The 17538-nt window shown below is 60.8% G+C and carries 15 protein-coding genes; 5 read left to right on the top strand and 10 right to left on the bottom strand.

Annotation, left to right across the window (positions count from 1 at the left end; translation table 11 throughout):
• Nucleotides 1-315 precede the first annotated feature (315 nt).
• A complete protein-coding gene (locus H3O04_RS24935; protein ID WP_202588649.1) occupies nucleotides 316-1227 on the bottom strand; it encodes an N-acyl homoserine lactonase in 912 nt (303 codons plus the stop codon).
• A gap of 543 nt (nucleotides 1228-1770) precedes the next feature.
• On the opposite strand from H3O04_RS24935, the gene H3O04_RS24930 reads away from it, so the two are divergent.
• Nucleotides 1771-4989, top strand: a complete 3219-nt coding sequence (locus H3O04_RS24930; RefSeq protein WP_202588648.1) for a YadA family autotransporter adhesin — start codon at nucleotides 1771-1773, stop codon at nucleotides 4987-4989.
• A gap of 574 nt (nucleotides 4990-5563) precedes the next feature.
• Complete coding sequence (locus H3O04_RS24925) at nucleotides 5564-6538, top strand: N-acyl homoserine lactonase (RefSeq protein WP_202588647.1); 975 nt, start codon at nucleotides 5564-5566, stop codon at nucleotides 6536-6538.
• A 399-nt stretch (nucleotides 6539-6937) separates the two neighbouring features.
• On the opposite strand, the gene H3O04_RS24920 is transcribed toward H3O04_RS24925, so the two are convergent.
• From H3O04_RS24920 to deoC, 6 genes are all read right to left on the bottom strand, one after another.
• Nucleotides 6938-7225 (bottom strand): helix-turn-helix domain-containing protein, encoded by a 288-nt coding sequence (locus H3O04_RS24920; RefSeq protein ID WP_202588646.1) that lies wholly within the window; start codon nucleotides 7223-7225, stop codon nucleotides 6938-6940.
• 76 nt (nucleotides 7226-7301) lie between these two features.
• Complete coding sequence (locus H3O04_RS36820) at nucleotides 7302-8324, bottom strand: hypothetical protein (RefSeq protein WP_416360851.1); 1023 nt, start codon at nucleotides 8322-8324, stop codon at nucleotides 7302-7304.
• Nucleotides 8317-9123, bottom strand: coding sequence for a TnsA endonuclease N-terminal domain-containing protein (locus H3O04_RS24910; protein WP_201317402.1), 807 nt, complete (start codon nucleotides 9121-9123; stop codon nucleotides 8317-8319). The genes H3O04_RS36820 and H3O04_RS24910 overlap by 8 nt, the downstream gene beginning before the upstream one ends.
• A 12-nt stretch (nucleotides 9124-9135) precedes the next feature.
• Nucleotides 9136-9678: a DUF2071 domain-containing protein gene (locus H3O04_RS24905; protein WP_237666414.1), complete on the bottom strand. Its 543-nt coding sequence runs from the start codon at nucleotides 9676-9678 to the stop codon at nucleotides 9136-9138.
• 119 nt (nucleotides 9679-9797) lie between these two features.
• Nucleotides 9798-10709 (bottom strand): phytanoyl-CoA dioxygenase family protein, encoded by a 912-nt coding sequence (locus H3O04_RS24900; protein ID WP_202588645.1) that lies wholly within the window; start codon nucleotides 10707-10709, stop codon nucleotides 9798-9800.
• Nucleotides 10710-10949: 240 nt separating this feature from the next.
• Nucleotides 10950-11630 (bottom strand): deoxyribose-phosphate aldolase, encoded by a 681-nt coding sequence (deoC, locus tag H3O04_RS24895; protein WP_006481432.1) that lies wholly within the window; start codon nucleotides 11628-11630, stop codon nucleotides 10950-10952.
• A 146-nt stretch (nucleotides 11631-11776) separates the two neighbouring features.
• On the opposite strand from deoC, the gene deoR reads away from it, so the two are divergent.
• Nucleotides 11777-12547, top strand: a complete 771-nt coding sequence (deoR, locus tag H3O04_RS24890) for a DNA-binding transcriptional repressor DeoR (protein WP_012337409.1) — start codon at nucleotides 11777-11779, stop codon at nucleotides 12545-12547.
• Between the two features lie 70 nt (nucleotides 12548-12617).
• On the opposite strand, the gene H3O04_RS24885 is transcribed toward deoR, so the two are convergent.
• From H3O04_RS24885 to rbsK, 3 genes are read right to left on the bottom strand one after another with little or no spacing between them, the layout of a single operon-like run.
• Nucleotides 12618-13670 carry an aldose 1-epimerase family protein gene (locus H3O04_RS24885; RefSeq protein WP_202588644.1) on the bottom strand — a complete coding sequence of 351 codons (1053 nt, stop codon included), beginning with the start codon at nucleotides 13668-13670 and terminating at the stop codon, nucleotides 12618-12620.
• A 2-nt stretch (nucleotides 13671-13672) separates the two neighbouring features.
• Nucleotides 13673-15046, bottom strand: a complete 1374-nt coding sequence (fucP, locus tag H3O04_RS24880; protein WP_200161717.1) for an L-fucose:H+ symporter permease — start codon at nucleotides 15044-15046, stop codon at nucleotides 13673-13675.
• Nucleotides 15047-15086: 40 nt separating this feature from the next.
• Nucleotides 15087-16013 (bottom strand): ribokinase, encoded by a 927-nt coding sequence (gene rbsK, locus H3O04_RS24875; RefSeq protein ID WP_200161716.1) that lies wholly within the window; start codon nucleotides 16011-16013, stop codon nucleotides 15087-15089.
• Nucleotides 16014-17092: 1079 nt separating this feature from the next.
• Between rbsK and H3O04_RS24870 the strand changes: the two genes are divergently transcribed.
• Both H3O04_RS24870 and H3O04_RS36815 read left to right on the top strand, forming a co-directional pair.
• Complete coding sequence (locus H3O04_RS24870; protein WP_202588643.1) at nucleotides 17093-17371, top strand: HU family DNA-binding protein; 279 nt, start codon at nucleotides 17093-17095, stop codon at nucleotides 17369-17371.
• Between the two features lie 35 nt (nucleotides 17372-17406).
• Nucleotides 17407-17538, top strand: a 132-nt coding sequence (locus tag H3O04_RS36815; protein ID WP_442862840.1) for a DUF1016 N-terminal domain-containing protein, incomplete at its 3' end; no start/stop codon positions are given.

Below are 17538 nucleotides of genomic sequence, written 5' to 3'. Positions count from 1 at the left end.
ACCGAGCGGCCTCATAGTTCGCTCGGCTATCTGACGCCTGCGCAGTTCGCCCGGGCGCACGACGCGAAGCAGCAGTTTTTAACCTCGGACTCTAACTGCAGTTCGGACTAAAACCGGGGGCAGGTCAACGTCGCAGCATGGATTCCGCATCGGATGACATGGCACGTCTTCACGTTACGGACGGTGTCGGATATCCTGGCCAGCCCCTTTCGGAAATCACGAGCCACCCGCCAAGCCCGGTGACAGCACCAGGGATCATGACAGCACCAAGGCGAACACCATGCCGAGCTTGGGGGGGCAAAGCCCCCAAGTCAGTTACAAAACTTCCGAAGATTGATCGCTGCGTTTATAGGAAAAATAGGCTTCCTTGCCTTTCGATGTTGGAAGAGTGATCGCAACCACCGGAACTACAATTCCATATTCCTGATAGAAGGTTTTTTGATCGATTTTGGCATTGATTAGGGCCTGATTGTCGCCGGCTATGTAGAAAAACGAATGAATCGGAAGTTTTTTGCCATTGTTTTGCTTCCATGTAGCCACGCGCAACTCGTTTTGGATATCCCACCATGGCGAAAGCATCTTTTGCCTCGCCAGAATGCTTTGATAAAAATGATCTGCGGTGCCTGAGTGTCCTTTGGCGACATCCCAGCCGCATTGATCGCTGTATTTTATCTTTAGCGAATCAAAATGTTTTATCCATTTTTGAGCATCTGTGATTCCCTGCTCGATGCAGGGACGGCTCTCGGTAGGGTAATTGGCGGACGCGCCGCAACCATTCCCAGGGCGCTGGTCGGTGCCTCCATCCATTGAATAAGCACAGAGAACCATGATGCTGTCTTTGCCTTGAAGCGTGCTATATCCGGGGTATAGTATGAATCCATTCTTATAACTAAAAACAAGCTTTGAAAAATTACTGTCGGCTCTGATCCACGAGAAAGAGACGCCGCCACTCGCTTGTGAGGCCGGGCTTGGGTTCCATGGCCGGAATGCGGGACTTTCCACGGTGGCGCGCAACATTACTCCGCTACACAGGAAAGCTGGTCGATACTGGCCGCCGCAGCTTTTGGGAGTTTTGTAATACCAATCGTATAGCTGGCTGATCGCAATAGGTCCGACGTAGTCGATAACTTTTGCTTCTGCCTGGGTGGCGGTGTTTTGTGCGAATGCAGTTTGGCTGAGAAAAAAGATTGCTATTGAAGATAATAAAAGTTTGAATAAATGATTCATGGTGATGCTGTTGGTGGAAATTGGCTGGCGGCACCCTTGTTGCGATTTTTAATCGCCATTTTTCTGTTCGATAAATTCCTCCGTATCGTTCGGGTGTTTTAGGAGTTGTCGTGTCGACTCTCGCCCTGCGGCGCTGACGGCAAACCACGGGGCGCGCGTTGCACAACGCTTGGAAAGAGAGATCGGCGTGCATGCCCGTGAGCATTGATCTTCCACGATGCCTCGGTTGCCAACCACCGAAACACCGACATTCGGTGCTCCAAGGATGCTATGCATCTAATCCGTCGTTACGCGGCGCGGAGAGGGCAACGCCAACTGGATATATGTAACCGCCCGACCGGGACGATAAGCGTGTTCGTTTCGAAACGCTGCTAGATAATTCTGGAACTAGAGAAATTTCCGAAATTACAACAGCGCGCCGACTATGTATTGAGGCTGCTCTCCAGATGCCGGTATTCTGCTGCCAACGCAACCGATTTTAAAAATCTTGCGAATTGTTTTGATGGTTGTCGGTTTGTGTTGTAACTATTGGAATTGATTAGTATGCGACGTAAATTTGTTTTAGGCACGGTGTTGCACGTGGGGGCGCGCGAGCTGTATAAGGTTTCCGTCGTTCTCGCGACGGTCGCTGGCGGCGGGTGTGGTGTCCTGTTTTCTTCTGCCGCGTATGCGCATAATCCATACATTGGATATGAAACCCCGGTGGCCAGCAATTGTATAAATAGCGGCGTGCTATTTGAAAATTGCGCTAGATGGGATAATTCAAATTATAGGGGTGTGCGTGGGGCTCATTTTTCCCAGATGGCGGGCCGGTATTTTTCTTATCTTACCTCTGGAAATGGGGCCGACACATATTTGTGGTCTGGAGTATGGGCGGGAAGCAGATCGGCCGGGCTGTTTTATGGTGACGACCCGTTCAAGGCGAATCGGATAATCGTCGATGCCGAAGGCGCGACCATTGCCGGCAGCCGGCTTGTGTTGTCGTCCAGGGCGGGAATCAGCGTATCGGGTTCTAGAATCTCCAACGTCAAGAACGGCGCGCACGCCGGTGATGCAGTCAACGTCAACCAGCTTTCGAGGGTGGCGAACGTGCTTGGCGTGAATATCGACACCAACGGCCACGTAACGACGCCGACATATCGAGTGGGCAGCAAATCTTTCGACAACGTCGCGGATGCGATTGCGGCAGCCGTCGATAGCGGTACGGATCCGAATGCGGTCGTTTATGACGATTCCGCCAAGCGCTCGATCACGCTTGGCGTGAAGGGCACGACACTGAAGAACGTGGCGGCCGGCACGGTCAGTGCGACGAGTATGGAAGCGATAAACGGTTCGCAATTGCACCGTGCGTCACAGAGTGTCGCGACGGCACTGGGGGGCGGTTCGACGGTGGACGCGAGAGGTAACGTGATGGCGCCGAAGTATCGCGTCGGTGACAAAACCTACGGTAACGTCGGCGACGCGATCGCGGCAGCCGCGGACAGTGGCGGCGGTATCGATCCGAACGCGGTGGCGTACGACGATGCCGCGGGCAGCACGATAACGCTGCGTGGCGAGCATGGCACGACATTGAAGAACGTCGCGGCAGGCAGTGCGGATACCGATGCGGTCAATGTGGGGCAATTGACTGCTGCGACGCAGCCGATACGGGATGAGCTGGTTGACGTCAGCCTTGCAATGAAGGCCATCCAGATCAAGCCTCAAGGTGTAGACGCGATTGCGACGGGAACGAATGCCGTTGCGATTGGCGCCGGTGCAAATGCGATAGCGAATGGCTCGATCGCTTTGGGTGCGGGTTCGCGCGTGACCGGAGTCAATTCGGTTGCGATCGGTATCAACTCGGTCGCACTGGAAGCAAACCAAGTGTCGGTGGGCGACGTGGGGCGCGAGCGCCGCATTTCGAACCTCGCGGCGGGTACGAAAGGTACCGATGCAGTCAACTTGAATCAGCTGACTGATGCGATCGGGAAGGTGTCGAGCCGTACCGACAAGCTCTCGTCCGATCTGGCGTCGCGGCGCAGCTTGCTGGTTGCCAATCCCTTTGCCATCGACGAGCAACGTTTGTCCAATTTCGTGCTGATCGACGGCCAGGGTGCTGACGGTAGCCTGCCGAACGCGGCGAGTATCGCCGACGGCGATCCGGCGAGTACGACCTCGGCTGCAATCGGTGTCGGGTCGGTTGCGTCGGGCGCAGACACGATTGCCATTGGCATGCGTACCATCGCGAACTCGGACAACTCCGTGGCGATCGGCAATATGGCGCAAACCGGTGCCGAGCAGCCGTACTCGGTGGCGATCGGCTCGCATGTGACGACGAATGGTGCCAGCGCCCTTGCAATCGGTTCGCAGGCGAGGGCGAACGGCGAGAACGCGATCGCTATCGGCAATAACGATGTGCACGCGATCGGCGAAAGTTCGATTGCGATCGGCAATGGCGCCGAGGCCGTGGCGGGCGCGACGAATGGCATTGCGCTGGGCACGGGGGCGAGCGTTGCCCGGAACGTGACCGACGCGATGGCGCTCGGCGCGAAAGCCTTCGTGGAAAAAGGGGCGAACGGCGCTGTGGCACTGGGGGCGGGTTCCCAGGCGAGTCGAGCCAATACCGTTTCAGTGGGCAATGCCGGAAGCGAGCGCCAGATCGTGAACGTTGCGGCGGGTACGCAGGGTACCGACGCGGTGAACGTGGCGCAGTTGCACGGCGCGGCTACGAGTCTTGCGAACGCGATCGGCGGCGACACGACGGTCGATGGAAGCGGCCACGTGGCCATTCATTCGATTGAAGTGCACGGTCACCAGTACGGGACGGTATCGGAGGCGGTGCAGGCGGCTGCGGCGTATGGCGCCACGGATTCGCTGGCGCTGCGCTACGATCTCGACTCGCACGGCAATCCGAACTATGGCTCGGTGACGCTGGGCGGTCCGTCGGCAGCGCCGGTGATGCTGACCAACGTTGCCGATGGCAAGAGCCGATACGACGCGGTGAACTATGGCCAGTTGTCGTCGCTGCAAAGCGACTTCGAAAACCGAATGGGGGCGATGGACGATCGCGTCAGCAAGATCGAAACCGATGCCGGCGATCCGCGCGGTGATGGTCGGGTCATGACGATGGCCAATCTGCGCCGGGACGTTAGCGACGTCGGGGCCGGCTCAGGCTCCGTTATCGACAGCGATGCCGGCGACACCACGGCAATCGGCGCGAATTCGGCGCAGCAAGCGTCGGGCGCGACAGCGATCGGCGCCGGGGCGGATGCACGTGCGATCAATAGCACGGCGATCGGGCAATCTGCATCCGCTCACGGCGAGAACAGCACCGTGGTCGGACAGGGCGCGACCGCTTGGGGCACTAACAGCGTTGCAATTGGTGCAGGTTCCGTGGCTGACGCGGACAATGCCGTCTCGTTCGGCAACAGCGCCACGGGCATGACGCGCACCCTGACCAACGTATCGGCCGGTGTCGCACCGACGGATGCCGTCAACGTCCAACAGCTCAACGAATCGGTGGGCGGCTTGCGATCGCAGATCGAACACGATCGTGCGGATGCAAATGGAGGCACCGCGTCAGCCGTGGCCATTGCGTCGCTGCCGCAAGCACCTGCGCCCGGGAAGAGCGTCGTCGCAGTGGGCGGCGGCACGTACGCCGGCCAGTCTGCTCTTGCGGTGGGTCTGTCCACCTACGCTGGGCGCTGGATCATCAAGGCTTCTGGCTCGACGAACACACGAGGAACCGTGGCGGGTGGTGTCGGCGCTGGTTTCGTGTGGTGAGCAACCGGAATGACGCTTTGAGCTGCGTTGCGGGTGGTGCTTAGGACGCGCCTCATTGCGGGGGTGGGTCCTGCTGGCAATACGCGGTAGGACCAGCAGCCACCGAGCGACGAGATAGAGGCCACCGACGAGCCGCCGGCCTTGGGCAAATATGCTCAGTAACGGCGGCGCCGAACGAGCGTCGGGACTTCAACGATCGATCGCCTGCGAGTACGGACGATATCCGCCGCAACCCCCAGAAATTCCACCGCGCGGTTCATGACAGGCCGCGGGCGGTTCCCGTACGCCGAAGCCGTCGCAAGCGAGAGTCGTGGAAACGCATCATTCACTCCCATAAGCAATGATGCAATCGGACTGCCCATTTCGTCGGGAAAGTTAACGGCGCCATGGCGCCTATTCGACACTGTTTCCGATTATTTGCCATTTCGACATATCCATGTCGCGGAGCCTCCATTCCATTGGCGCCCCGGCGAGATGATGGAGCTCGTCCGCTCAATCATATTAAAAGCAAGAGTGCCGATGATGAAAATTCGGCATGTCTCATAAATTTTATCCATTTTAAGAAAAGTGGAAAATGAAATACAAATGGTTTTTTATCTTGATGATAATAATGTATTCCCTCGCTGGAATATCACTCGCCCATGCATACTCGGGCGAAGATGGCTCGGTCGCGCTCGTCGGAGTCGCTGGCAACAAGGTCGCGCAACAGCTCACGGACAATTACAATAATCTGGCTCCAGATTGCGGTAGTGCTACAAACCCGGCGTTTCGCTGTTCCGGAGTAATGCTTCGCGGGACCATGCATTCGTCTCAGTACCACTCGTGGAACCCGAGTCCTGCTTCCGTTTCGAGTGGAGGCGTCTCATTCTCCTATCTGCGAAAAGATTCGAAGTTCAGCAAGCTGGCTTATGGGTACGGTAACGGATTAATTTTCGTTCCTTATAGGTATAATATAAAGCCGAATGTCGTCGAGCCTGAAGTTCTATGCTCATTCCCAATCGACGCCAACACTGAAAATCGAGTGGGCAACGGATGCGGTGCGGATAACTCATTTCCGACTGATAGTGGTCCATGTCAGGCGCGAGGCATTTCAACTGCTTCGGAATGGTTTTCACACTATCGCAGCACAAGTGGCAATAAGCACGCCCACCAATGTGGCTTTGACGTACATCATGGCGCCCCAGCGACCGCCGCTATTTTCAAAACCAGCATTGAGGCAATGGCATTGATTGGCGAAGAATCCATGCACGAGCAAAATGAGCTGCGTTTAGCTACATGGGAGCAAGATATCCCTGAGAAGCTGCCAATCATGGCATTTTTCTATCTTGCAGGTCACGCAAATGGACTTAAGGGGGCCCAAGGCGACCAAGTGGATTACCAGCAAGCCTCGAAGCGCATCGTACCCATCATCCGGATAACACTTCCGTCATCGCGGTCAGACGAGGCTACGTTCGTCTATGACAAAAATGATCAGATGGTTGTGCCTCCGCAAATTGCGAATCCGCGGGTTGATCCGATTCTGCTGGTTCCACCAATCCCTCCCGCGTGAGGTCATGCCGTGAAGAAGAGCAAGTTCACCGAAGAGCAGATCGCAAACGTATTGAAGCAGGCCGAGTTGGGCAAGGATTTAGGCAGGGTAGGCCTAAGTACGGTGTGATTTGGTGCGCCTATGCACGCGCAATTTAGGTGTTGTGCGCGTAGCCCGATCCTCGGGAGTGCTCTTGGCACGGACTCGTGCTGGTAGCAGTGGTGGAAGGCCATTTCTGCGCCGAAGCCAATTACAACGGGGCACGTTGCCGTGCTCGTTGGCGTCCATCCGGCGCTCGTTTCATCGGCGCTGGGGGCGGTATCTTGGCCTAAAGCACGTCAGGGCCAATCGACGGCCTTTTCCGAACTGGTCGGCACGGTCGGATCTGACGTCTCACACCCGTTTGCTGGCTCGATATGCTCACTCCTCTTCGATGAATTCCAAGAGTTGCTGGCGTACGAAAGCAGTGGTCCGCTCGATATCCATCGGCGTGAGTCGGTCCATGTAAGCAACCGTCAGCAGTGCGAGTGGGTGGATGTTTAACACTTCGGCAAGCTGCTCAATCTTGCCCAGCGTGGGCGACTTCAGTTCCCGTTCAATCGTGCTGATGTATGTGCGGCTGGAGATCAGTCCAAAATCTTCCTGCGTAACGTTAGCGATCTTGCGAAGTCGCTTAAGTGCGTTGCCGAAACTGGCCTCGGAGCGCATGCAAGTCCTCCTCTGAAGGACCAGATGAACTCATTTCGAACACTAAAGAACTACAATCTATAGTGTTCATTTGGTACTATTGGCGGCTTTTTGATTTCGAATGCGTAGGGTGAGATGCACCTGTCTGGGGTCGGTGACCATGGGTGCGACGTTCAGTGCAATGGGTGCTTTGGGAGTATGTTCGGCACCTACGGCGCGGCCGTAGGCCGACGGTGCGCGCAGGCCGAGTGGTTGTCTCAAGGAATATGGATGTTAGTGACAGATAGCCGAAGTCGAGCACAAACCGCAGCCGCTCGGCAGCCGGGGCGCTCCAGCCGGTCCGCTCGAGCTGGTCGGCTGCAGTTCGCACGACCCGCCACTCCCGGTCAGTCAACGCCCGCCCGGTATCGAACGGCGCGCGCGTTGCGCCGCCGCGGACGGTCACCCCCGCAAACGGATTGCCGTGGAGACGCCGCATGGCATCGCGCATGTCGTTAATGTCTTCTTTCTGTACGACGAAATCGCATTCACCTAATTCATTAGATAAGGCTGACTTAGGGCCTCGCCGGCGAGGAGCGGGTGTAGTCAGGTCGTCAGCGTGGAGATCGGTCATTGACACGATTCCGTGCGGCCCGGACGGTAAATCGAGCAGTGCAAGGCGCGATCCGCCGAAATAGTAGTAGCGCAATACCCAACGTCGGAGCGAGACAGGACTGACGAGCTTAACTTTTGCGTGATCGCGGATCAATCGAGTGAACATGCCTCTGGTCAGATTTTGTTCGATGGAGAATTGCGCCAATAGTGGTTCGACAAGTTTCCAGATAGCTTGAAGACGTATATCTGGATCGGATTTCGGGTCGGGAATATTTTTAAATGCGTCTGGAAGTACAATGCGGCCCCATTCGCTACCTGTTGCATTGGCAAGTTCGGCAAGTTCGTGAAGCAAGAGCCGCTGCGGACGCCTTGCGTCGTGAGCAAGCTTCGCGTCACTAACCCACATCGCGTAGACGCAAGTATTAAATCGATGTGTAATGCGCAGATAGGTCCGCTCGCTTCCTGATAAGCGCAAAACGAGACCCGGGGCCGGTGTGGCAGAGGGAATGGCGACGAAGTCAACCATGATTGTAGCCGTCGTCTAGGACGACAGGTGCGCTAAGTGCAAGACGATGCGTCAGAGAAACCGGAATACGCTCGGACCACGCACAATAGAGAAATGTATCGAGCGCCGCCGTGTCGGTGAGATGCAAACGTTGACGTGATGCAACTAGGAGACTTTGTAGAGGGACATTGCGTTCGTAGCATGCGAGGAAGGTTTCGGCGTATGACTCTGCCAACTCGTCGTCACTGCGGTATTGATGGAGAAACCACGACCGGATGTAGCGCAAATTTTGGAGGACTTTGCGATCAAATTGGCTGGTGTCAACGCGGAACCAGGGCACACCATTCTCTATACACCACAAATACTGGACATATAGTAGCTGACCGCTTCTATCATGCAAGTTGGCAACCGTAGGAGACAGGTTCGCTGCTCGATACGTAAGCCCCTTGTCGGTCAGCTCTGTAACGAGGAAATCCAGTGTGAACGGTTCGGGGGCGCCGTTGCGGAATGGATGATGAACGCCACATTGTCGAGACAACTGCAAGGTACGATCGAGATCGAGGATGGGCCAGTGTTCCCGGATGTCGATGATGGACCGGCTCCGTTCAAGCAAATAAAAATAGGTTGTTTCCTTCTCGCTGAGTAGCTGGTAGATCCGGTCGACTTTTATTCCACGGACGTAGGCTGAGGTTCCTTTTCCGCCGGATCCTTTGATCTGGCACCATGATCGATAATCTGGACCTATGCCTATCCCGAAACCGCGGCGCACGCGAGAACGCAGATGTGGCGGATAAACCGCCGGACTAGCATTCCAATCCATGATGAGTGAAGGCTAGTTCTTTTGGCGGAAATTTCCACAATATTTGTCACCCAAAGCATCGCGCACCGCGTGCGTGAAGGGCCGCGCGAGATGCGACGGCAGCGCGTCGCTGAACAGCCGGCTGCCGAGTGCATAAAGCGGATGGTCGAACACGTTCTTCACGAACAGCACGGTGCGCCCGGCCGGCGCGCCGTGCGGCAGCGTGTCGACGTAGAGCCGCCAGTTGCTCTGCAGCGGCGACGGAAACACGCGCCGCAGCGGGCCGGCGAGACGCGGGCCGAAGTGCCGGTGCCGGTAGGTGAGCGTCGTGAACGGCGTGCGGCCGCCGCGGCTCGCGAGCGTGACGCCGCGCGGCACGAGGTGCGCGACGGCCGCGACATCGACGATCCACGTGCAATACACGACCTGTTCGACGTCGCTCGCGAGCTGCAGGAACGGCAGCCGCGACAGCACCGCGCGGCGTGCGCGCAGCAGCGGGCCGCTCGCGACGATCCGGTTGGCGAGCCGGCCGGCGAGGCCGGTGGACGGGTAGACGAAGGCGTTGTCGTAGCGCATGGCCGGCATTGTGCCGGGGTTGCCGCGTGCGCGGAAGAGGCGAGGTCTTTGGCCGAACCGCGTGCATTTGCCGGGCGCCGCCGCATGGTGCCGCTCGTGCGGCGGAATCCCGCCACGATTCATTCCGGCCCGGGTTCGCGCAGCTGCCGCCGCGGCACGTTCAGCCAACGCGCGATCCTGCCGCCTGCGAGTCGCCACTCGAACGGATTGCGGAAATCGAACGTGTACAGTTCGCGTCGAAGGTACGGCCAGTACCCCCGCAGGCTCCGGGACGCCCGGGCGCGCTCGATGCGCGAGGGCCGCCAGGTGTTGTGCCAGGGGAAGTTCGTCGCCACGCTCGAGCGCCGTCGTGGCAACCGGAAATTGAGCGCATACGCGTACCGCGGCTGATCCGAGAGGTTGGCCCCCGCGGCATGCAGCGTGCGCCCCGCATGCACGGTGCAGTCTCCCGGCATCAACGGACACGCCACGGCGCGCGCCGGATCGAATCCGCCCACACACTCGAGCCCATGTGCGGTCACGTCACCCCCGAGCGGACCATGCGGAAGGACGTCGTGCAGATGAGATCCGGGGATGAACTGCATGCATCCGTTGTCGACCGAGACGGCTTGCAGCGGAATCCAGAAGTTGACTTCGCGATGCTCGATACGCGCGTCGGTAAACGCGTCGTCCTGGTGCCAGGGCGTCACGGTGCCCGTACGCGGCTGCTTCAGGAAAAAGCTGTCGCCGGCAAAACGAACCTCCGGGCCGAGCAGTGCCTGGGCGATCTCGAACGCGGTGCGACGGATACGGAGTGCCGATAGCCGACGCTCGAAATAGGAGGCCCAGTGGAGCTGGAGCAGTTGAGGTCCGGCATCGCGCCCGTTCGTCTCGGGATAGAAATCGAACATCAGGCCCTCGGCGTAGCCCGTGCGGCTGCCGAGCAGACGATGGCCGATTTTGCGCAAGTCTTCGATCTCCGATGGGTCGATCAGCCGGTCGATAACCGCAAAGCCGTCGTGATGGAACCGGGATCGAAGATTGGCTTGCATTGGAGCCTTGACGATGAGTTCACGGATCGCGAAGCGCTGCGGATGGCCGCTGGTTTTTCGATTTTCGTATTTTCGCGCGCGGCGCTTCTGTTCGATACCTTACGTTGGCTGCGGACCGCGGCAACCCGGACGATTTTTTCGCATCCGCCGGGCGACGCCGCACGGTGCGGCGCGTGCGAGCCATGTCGACGGCCGGTCTTGACGCGCGACGCATGCGTGCGAAGGCCGGCCGTTCGCGCGTCAGTACCCCGCCGCGCCGCCGCCCTGATCGGTCACGATCGCCACCCCCGAGCTCGTGCCGAGCCGCGTCGCGCCGGCTTCGAGCATCGCGAGCGCGGCCGCGCGGTCGCGCACGCCGCCCGACGCCTTCACGCCGAGCGTCGGCCCGACCGTTCGGCGCATCAGCGCGACATCGGCGAGCGTCGCGCCGCCATGGCCGAAGCCGGTCGACGTCTTCACGAACGCGACGCCGAGATCGCGGCACATCTCGCACACGCGCACCTTCTCGTCGTCGGTCAGCAACCCCGTTTCGAGGATCACCTTGAGCGGCACCGAGCCGCAAGCGCGATGCACGGCGTCGATGTCGGCCTTCACGTCGTCGGCGCGGCCGCTTTTCAGCGCGCCGAGGTTGATCACCATGTCGATCTCGCCCGCGCCCGCCGCGATCGCGGCGGTGGCTTCGAATGCCTTCGCGGCGGACAGCCCCGCGCCGAGCGGAAAGCCGACCACGGCGCAGACGAGCACGCCGGTTTCGGCCAGCTCGCGCGCGGCGAGCGGCACGTTCGCCGAATTCACGCAGACCGAGTAAAAGCGATGCTCGGCCGCCTGGCGGCAGAGTTCGCGGATCTGCGCGTCGCTCGCGTCGGGCGCGAGCAGCGTGTGATCGATGGTTTGGGCGAGTTGGGCGTTGGAAAGCGGCATGTGTCAGGACTCCACGGATCGTGTACGGAAAGGGCACACGGAAAGTTGATGTTTTCACATCGGTTTGTTACAAATACGACATTCCGGCCGGGCCCGCGCGCCCGGCACGACGAGCGACTCACGCGGCGGGCACGCAGGATACAGGCATGGAAACAAAGAAGGGCGAACGGATCAAGACATTGATGAACGTGCTGCAAGGGCAGAACGCGATTCATCTGAGGGAAGTCGCCGAGTTGTTCGGCGTATCCGAAATGACGATCCGCCGCGATCTCGCGGACAATCCGCACGGCCTCAGCCTGATCGGCGGCTACGTGACGCGCCATTTCGCCGCGCAGCGCAGCGACATCGGCGAATACCTGATCAGCGCCGAGAACAACCGGCAGACCGAGGAAAAGCGCCGCATCGGCAAGCTGGCCGCGCAGTTCGTGACGACCGGCGACACGATCTTCGTCGACTGCGGGTCGACCACGCCGTTCATCGTCGATTTCATTCCGGACGACCTCGAATTCACGGCGGTCTGCAATTCGCTGAACGTGTTCGCGAAGCTGCAGCAAAAGCCGCATTGCAACGTGATCCTGTGCGGCGGCGCGTATCACCGCCAGAACATGGTGTTCGAATCGGTCGCCGAAACGGGCATCCTCGATTCCGTGCGCGTGTCGAAGGCGTTCATCTCGGCGGCCGGCGTAAGCGAACGCTGCGGCGTCACGTGCTTCAATTTCCACGAAGTCGACGCGAAGAAGAAGGTGATGGCGCGCGCGCAGAACCGCTTTCTGCTGGTCGACCATACGAAATTCGACGAAGTGCGCGCGGCCTATTTCGCCGAACTGACCGACTTCAACTACGTGATCTCCGACGGGCAACTGAGCCGCCGCTACGAAACGGCGATCCGCGAGCACGGGATCGCGCTCGTGACCTGATGCGGCGCGGCTGTGCCGCGCGCGGTGCATAGCCCCTTTCGTCGCACTTTTCGTCGCGCTTTTCATCACATCACGCATCGCGGGCTTCCGCCGCGCTCAGGTAGCCGGTGACCACGTCGAAGCGGCGCGATGCGCGCGGCGCCAGTGCCGCGACGTGGCCCTTGCGGCGTTCGGCTTCGTAACCCTCCGGCTCGCAGGTCGACGGCAGCGCGAACGCGGCGACCTGCTGATCCGCGTTGTGCAGGACCCAGCGCGTCGCATGCGGGAATTGCGCGGGGCGGTACGCGGTGTGGAACGCGCCGCCGTCCGGATGCGCGAGCCGGAAATGCGCGATGCCGTCGGCATCCGTTTCCACGTCGTTCATGAAGAACACGATCTCCGGGTCGTACAGCGCGGGCGCATCGAGCGTCGCGAGCCGCGCCGGATCGCGCGCAAGCGTGGCCGTGTAGTCGCGCCACGCGGCGGTCGGCTTCACGTGCGCGGGCACGCTGTCGCGCAGCCGCATGCGGCCGGGCGGCAGCGACTGCACGAAGCGGCCGCCCGGCACGTACGCGTAGTTCAGGTGGGCCATGTACATCAGGTCCATCGGTGCGCCGCCGAGGTTCGTCACCTCCATCGCGATCGTCATCCGCGCATCGTGCTCCGCCAGCCGCACCGACGGACGCGCGACGTAGTGGCTGCCGAAGCCCTGCACGTATTCGTATTCGCCGGTCACTTCGACCGTCGCGCCGCGCGCATCCGTGCCGACGACGAGGCTCGCGCGGTCCATCGGCGCGCACGGCATCTCGCCGTGCAGCGCGTGCGTGTCGTCCGGCCCCGGGCAGCCGTTGCGCAGCAGCCCGCTGTGGAACATGAAGCAGCCGTACGTATCGATGATCGACGCCGCGCGCTTCGGCTGCCGGAACATGTGCTTCATCGTCAGGTCGCGGCCGTCGAATTCGGCGGCCCAGATCATCTGGCCGAGATACGGCAGCACGACGAGATGGCCGCGGCGGTTCTCGAGCTTCAGCGCCTCGACGCCGGACGGATAGGCGAACGCGGTGACGGTGAGGCCGTCGGTGCGGTACAGCGTGCGCGGCGCTTCGCGGAAGTCGTCGCGCCGCAGTTCGATCTCGCCGCGCATGGTCAGGCTTCCGACGTGTTGCGCGTCGCGGCGTAGCGCGCGGACGCATGACCGTCGGCCGTCGCGTCGGGCGTCGCCGCCGGCAGGTGACGCAGGCAGTAGAAGCCGTAGTACACGATCACGACGAAGCACAGCAGCGGCACGACGAACGCGAGCTGCATGTTGCCGCCGGTGTGATCGGAGATCAGCCCCTGGATCAGCGGCACGACCGCGCCGCCGACGATGCTCATCACGAGGATCGAGCCGCCGTATTCGGTGTCCTTGCCGAGGCCGTCGATCGTCAGCCCGTAGATCGTCGGCCAGCACGGGCCGAGGAAGATGCTCACGCACACGGCCGCATACACGGCGGTGATGTTGTGCACGCTGATCGTGTACGCGAGCAGTGCGATGCACAGGATGCCGTAGACGATCAGCACCTTGGCCGGGCCGACGCGCTTCATCACGAGCGTCGCGATCAGCTTGCCGACGAAGAACGCGAAGAAGGTCGCGAGCAGGTAGCGCGACGCGCCGCGCTCGGTGAGGCCGCCGATCTGCATCGCGAGCCGGATCGTGAAGCTCCACACGCCGACCTGCGCGCCGACATACAGGAATTGCGCGACCACGCCCGCGACGAAGCGCCGGTTGCCGAACAGGCGCGCGAGCGTGCCGCGTGCGTCGATCCGGTGCGTGACCGTACTCGCCGCATTGCCCTTGCACGCCGGATAGGGCGTAAGCGCGAACACGATGAACACCGCGACGAGCACGACGATCAGCCACTTGTACGGCTCGAGCGTGGCCTGGATCATCGCGAGCTGGTGCGTGTGCGCGTCGGCGGCCGACATCGCCGCGAGCTGCGCATGCGACGCGTCGCCTTCCTTGAAGATCAGGAAGCTGCCCATGTAGACGCCGGCCATCGCGCCGAACGGATAGAACGTCTGCGAGATGTTCAGCCGCCGCGTGCTGGTGTCGCGCGGGCCCATCAGCGTCGAATACGAGTTCGACGCCGTTTCGAGGAACGACAGGCCCGCGGCGATCACGAACAGCGCGACGAGGAACATCCCGTACTTCGCCATCGACGCGGCCGGGAAGAACAGCAGGCAGCCGGTCGTGTAGAGCAGCAGGCCGACGAGGATCGTCGTCTTGTAGCTGAACTTCTTCACGACGGTCGCGGCTGGAATCGCGAGGAAGAAGTAGCCGAGATAGAACGCGGACTGCACGAACGCCGATTCGAAATCGGACAGGAAGAACGATTTCTTGAACTGCGCGATCAGCACGTCGTTCAGGTTCGCGGCGGTGCCCCACAGCGCGAACAGGCAGCACAGCAGCGTGAACGCGAAGAGGGGCGTGCGATTCAGGTAATAGCCGTCGGGGGCGTGTTCGATCCGGGTTCGGCTCATGGGTGTCTCCTTCCCAATGTCTCGTCGATGAAGGCGCCGGTCAGAAGCCGGCGTCGCGGAGGAAGCGTTCGAACGTCGCGGCGTCGGCGTACGACTTCTGCGTGCCGAGGCCCGTGACCGAATGCGCGGCGTACGCGGACGCGTAGCGCATCGCATCGACCGCGTCGCGCGACGCGGCATAGCAGCGCGCGAAGCAGCCGATATACGCGTCGCCGGCGCCCGTCGTGTCGCGCGCGTCGACCGGGACGCCCGGCACGTGATGCACGCCGTCGCGCGACACCAGCAGCGAACCGTTGCTGCCGAGCGTGACGAGCACGTGCTTGAGCCCGCGTGCGACCAGCGCTTCGGCGGCGCGGGTCGCGCTCTCGCGCGAATCGACCGGCAGGCCCGACACGATCGCGAGCTCGGTCTCGTTCGGCACGAAGAATTCGACGGAACGGATGCGTTCGAAATCGAGGTCGGCGACCGCCGGCGCGGGGTTCAGCAGCACCGGGATGCCGTGCCGCGCGCCGAATTCGATCGCGTGATAGACGGTGTCGAGCTCGATCTCGAGCTGCAGCACGATCAGCGCGCATTCGGCGAGCATCGGCGCGGCCGCGTCGATGTCGGCCGGCTGCAGGTGGCGGTTCGCGCCCTTGACGATCAGGATGCTGTTGCTCGAATCGGGCTCGACGAAGATCGGCGCGACGCCGCTCGGCACGCCGGCGACCTTGCGCACGTGCGTGGTGTCGATGCCTTCGCGTTCGAAGTTGCGGATCGTGTTGTCGGCGAACACGTCGTCGCCGACTTTCGTGACCATCACGACGCGCGCGCCGAGGCGCGCGGCCGCGACGGCCTGGTTCGCGCCCTTGCCGCCGCAGCCGAGCTCGAAGTTCGGGGCCTCCAGCGTTTCGCCCCGGACGGGCATGCGCGCGACATAGGTCACGAGATCGACCATGTTGCTGCCGATGACGGCGATTGTCTCCATCTGTGTCTCTTCCTTTGTATGGGGGCGCCGCGCGCACGTGGTCGGCGGCGGGTCGCGACAGGTGATAATAAAATCACATTGAATGTGAAAATGCAATCCTGTGATGTTAGGAGGATCACTTTCGACCGGCGACTCTCGCGCGAAGACAGGGTGTGCGGCTGTCGACATACAGAAAAGGTCGCACTTGTGAGAAGGGGCTGAAATGTTCAAAAAAGACCACACCTCGTATTTCGCTATGTGGAAGAGCGATATGGCTGCTTGATATCAATCACCTTTTTTCTACTGCGTTAGGGGCCTGGGAGTCAGCAGGGGCGTGCAAAAGTTTCCCGCCAAGAAAATTGATTAGTATTTCTACGTTAATGTGCGTACTAGGTCGCTGTGGCAAGGGAAAGCGATATCATTTCATAAGGCTTTCAAATTGAGGTGGAATCCACTCAATGCGAGTCGACTGAATGACCTGACGTTGGCGCTTTCCCTGCGGGTGACAGAAGACCTAGGGAGGACCACGGACGAACGCCGTGCCGACTGCACGGGTGGCTCAACATAGGCCTTTTTGCGGCGACCGCAGACTTACAGGACCGCGTGACATCTCGTCGATGTTGTGGCGCTCAATCGCGAGAACTGAAGGGGAACATAGTAAGGACTATGTTCCCCTTCATTTCGGGACATCGAGCGAACGCCCCCGGCTCGTGGGGCTCACACGACTAAAGTGGAGTCTAGGCCCGGCTGCCGGTGGCGGGCATAGGGGGGCAGGAGACGCGGCACGAACCGATGCCGTAGTCCGCGCAGGTCGGCTGGGCAGATACGGCTGGAGAAACAGTCAGGTTGTGCGACACCGGAAGCCGGACCGCGTAGTCAGCGCGAGTGATGGCGCCCGCACCGGCCCGCTGGTTGTGTGAGCGCTGGCCGGACGGAAAACGTTCGCGAATGCTCTTGGCGAGCGCGGCTGCGACAGGTGTAAGCCGGAGTTCATTGGCGGGCTGGCCGCCGCAGGCAGTGGTGGGGCGGAGGCCAGCGATTTGCGTGTGTGCAGCGGGATGAGGTAGGGTGCAGCTTTGATTTTGTTGCCGAGGCTGTTCATGAACAAGCAGGAACTCATTGACGCGATCGCAGCGGGCGCGGGCGTCAGCAAAACCGACGCGAGCAAAACCATCCAGGCGGTGCTGGACGCGATCACGGACGCGGTGAGTCGCGGCGAATCGGTACAGCTCATCGGTTTTGGCGCGTTTGCGCAGGGGCAGCGAGCCGCCCGCACGGGACGTAATCCGACGACGGGCACGGAGATTGCCATCCCGGCCGCGAATACGGTGAAGTTCACCGCCGGCAAGGCGTTCAAGGACGCGGTGAACGCACTGTGACGCAGCGCGAGGTCGGGCAGGCCGCTTATGCCGGACTGCACCGTGAAATTGCCGATGTAGTTGCGTCTGCGCGCCAAGCGACGGCTCGCACGGTGAACGCCCTGATGACGGCGACCTATTGGGAGATCGGGCGACGAATCGTTGAGTTCGAGCAGGGCGGGGAGGGG

The sequence above is a fragment of the Burkholderia sp. KCJ3K979 genome (assembly GCF_016759955.1).
Taxonomy (GTDB): domain Bacteria; phylum Pseudomonadota; class Gammaproteobacteria; order Burkholderiales; family Burkholderiaceae; genus Burkholderia; species Burkholderia orbicola.
Note: the sequence above shows the minus strand (reverse complement) of the source record. Positions and strands in the feature narration are given on the sequence as shown.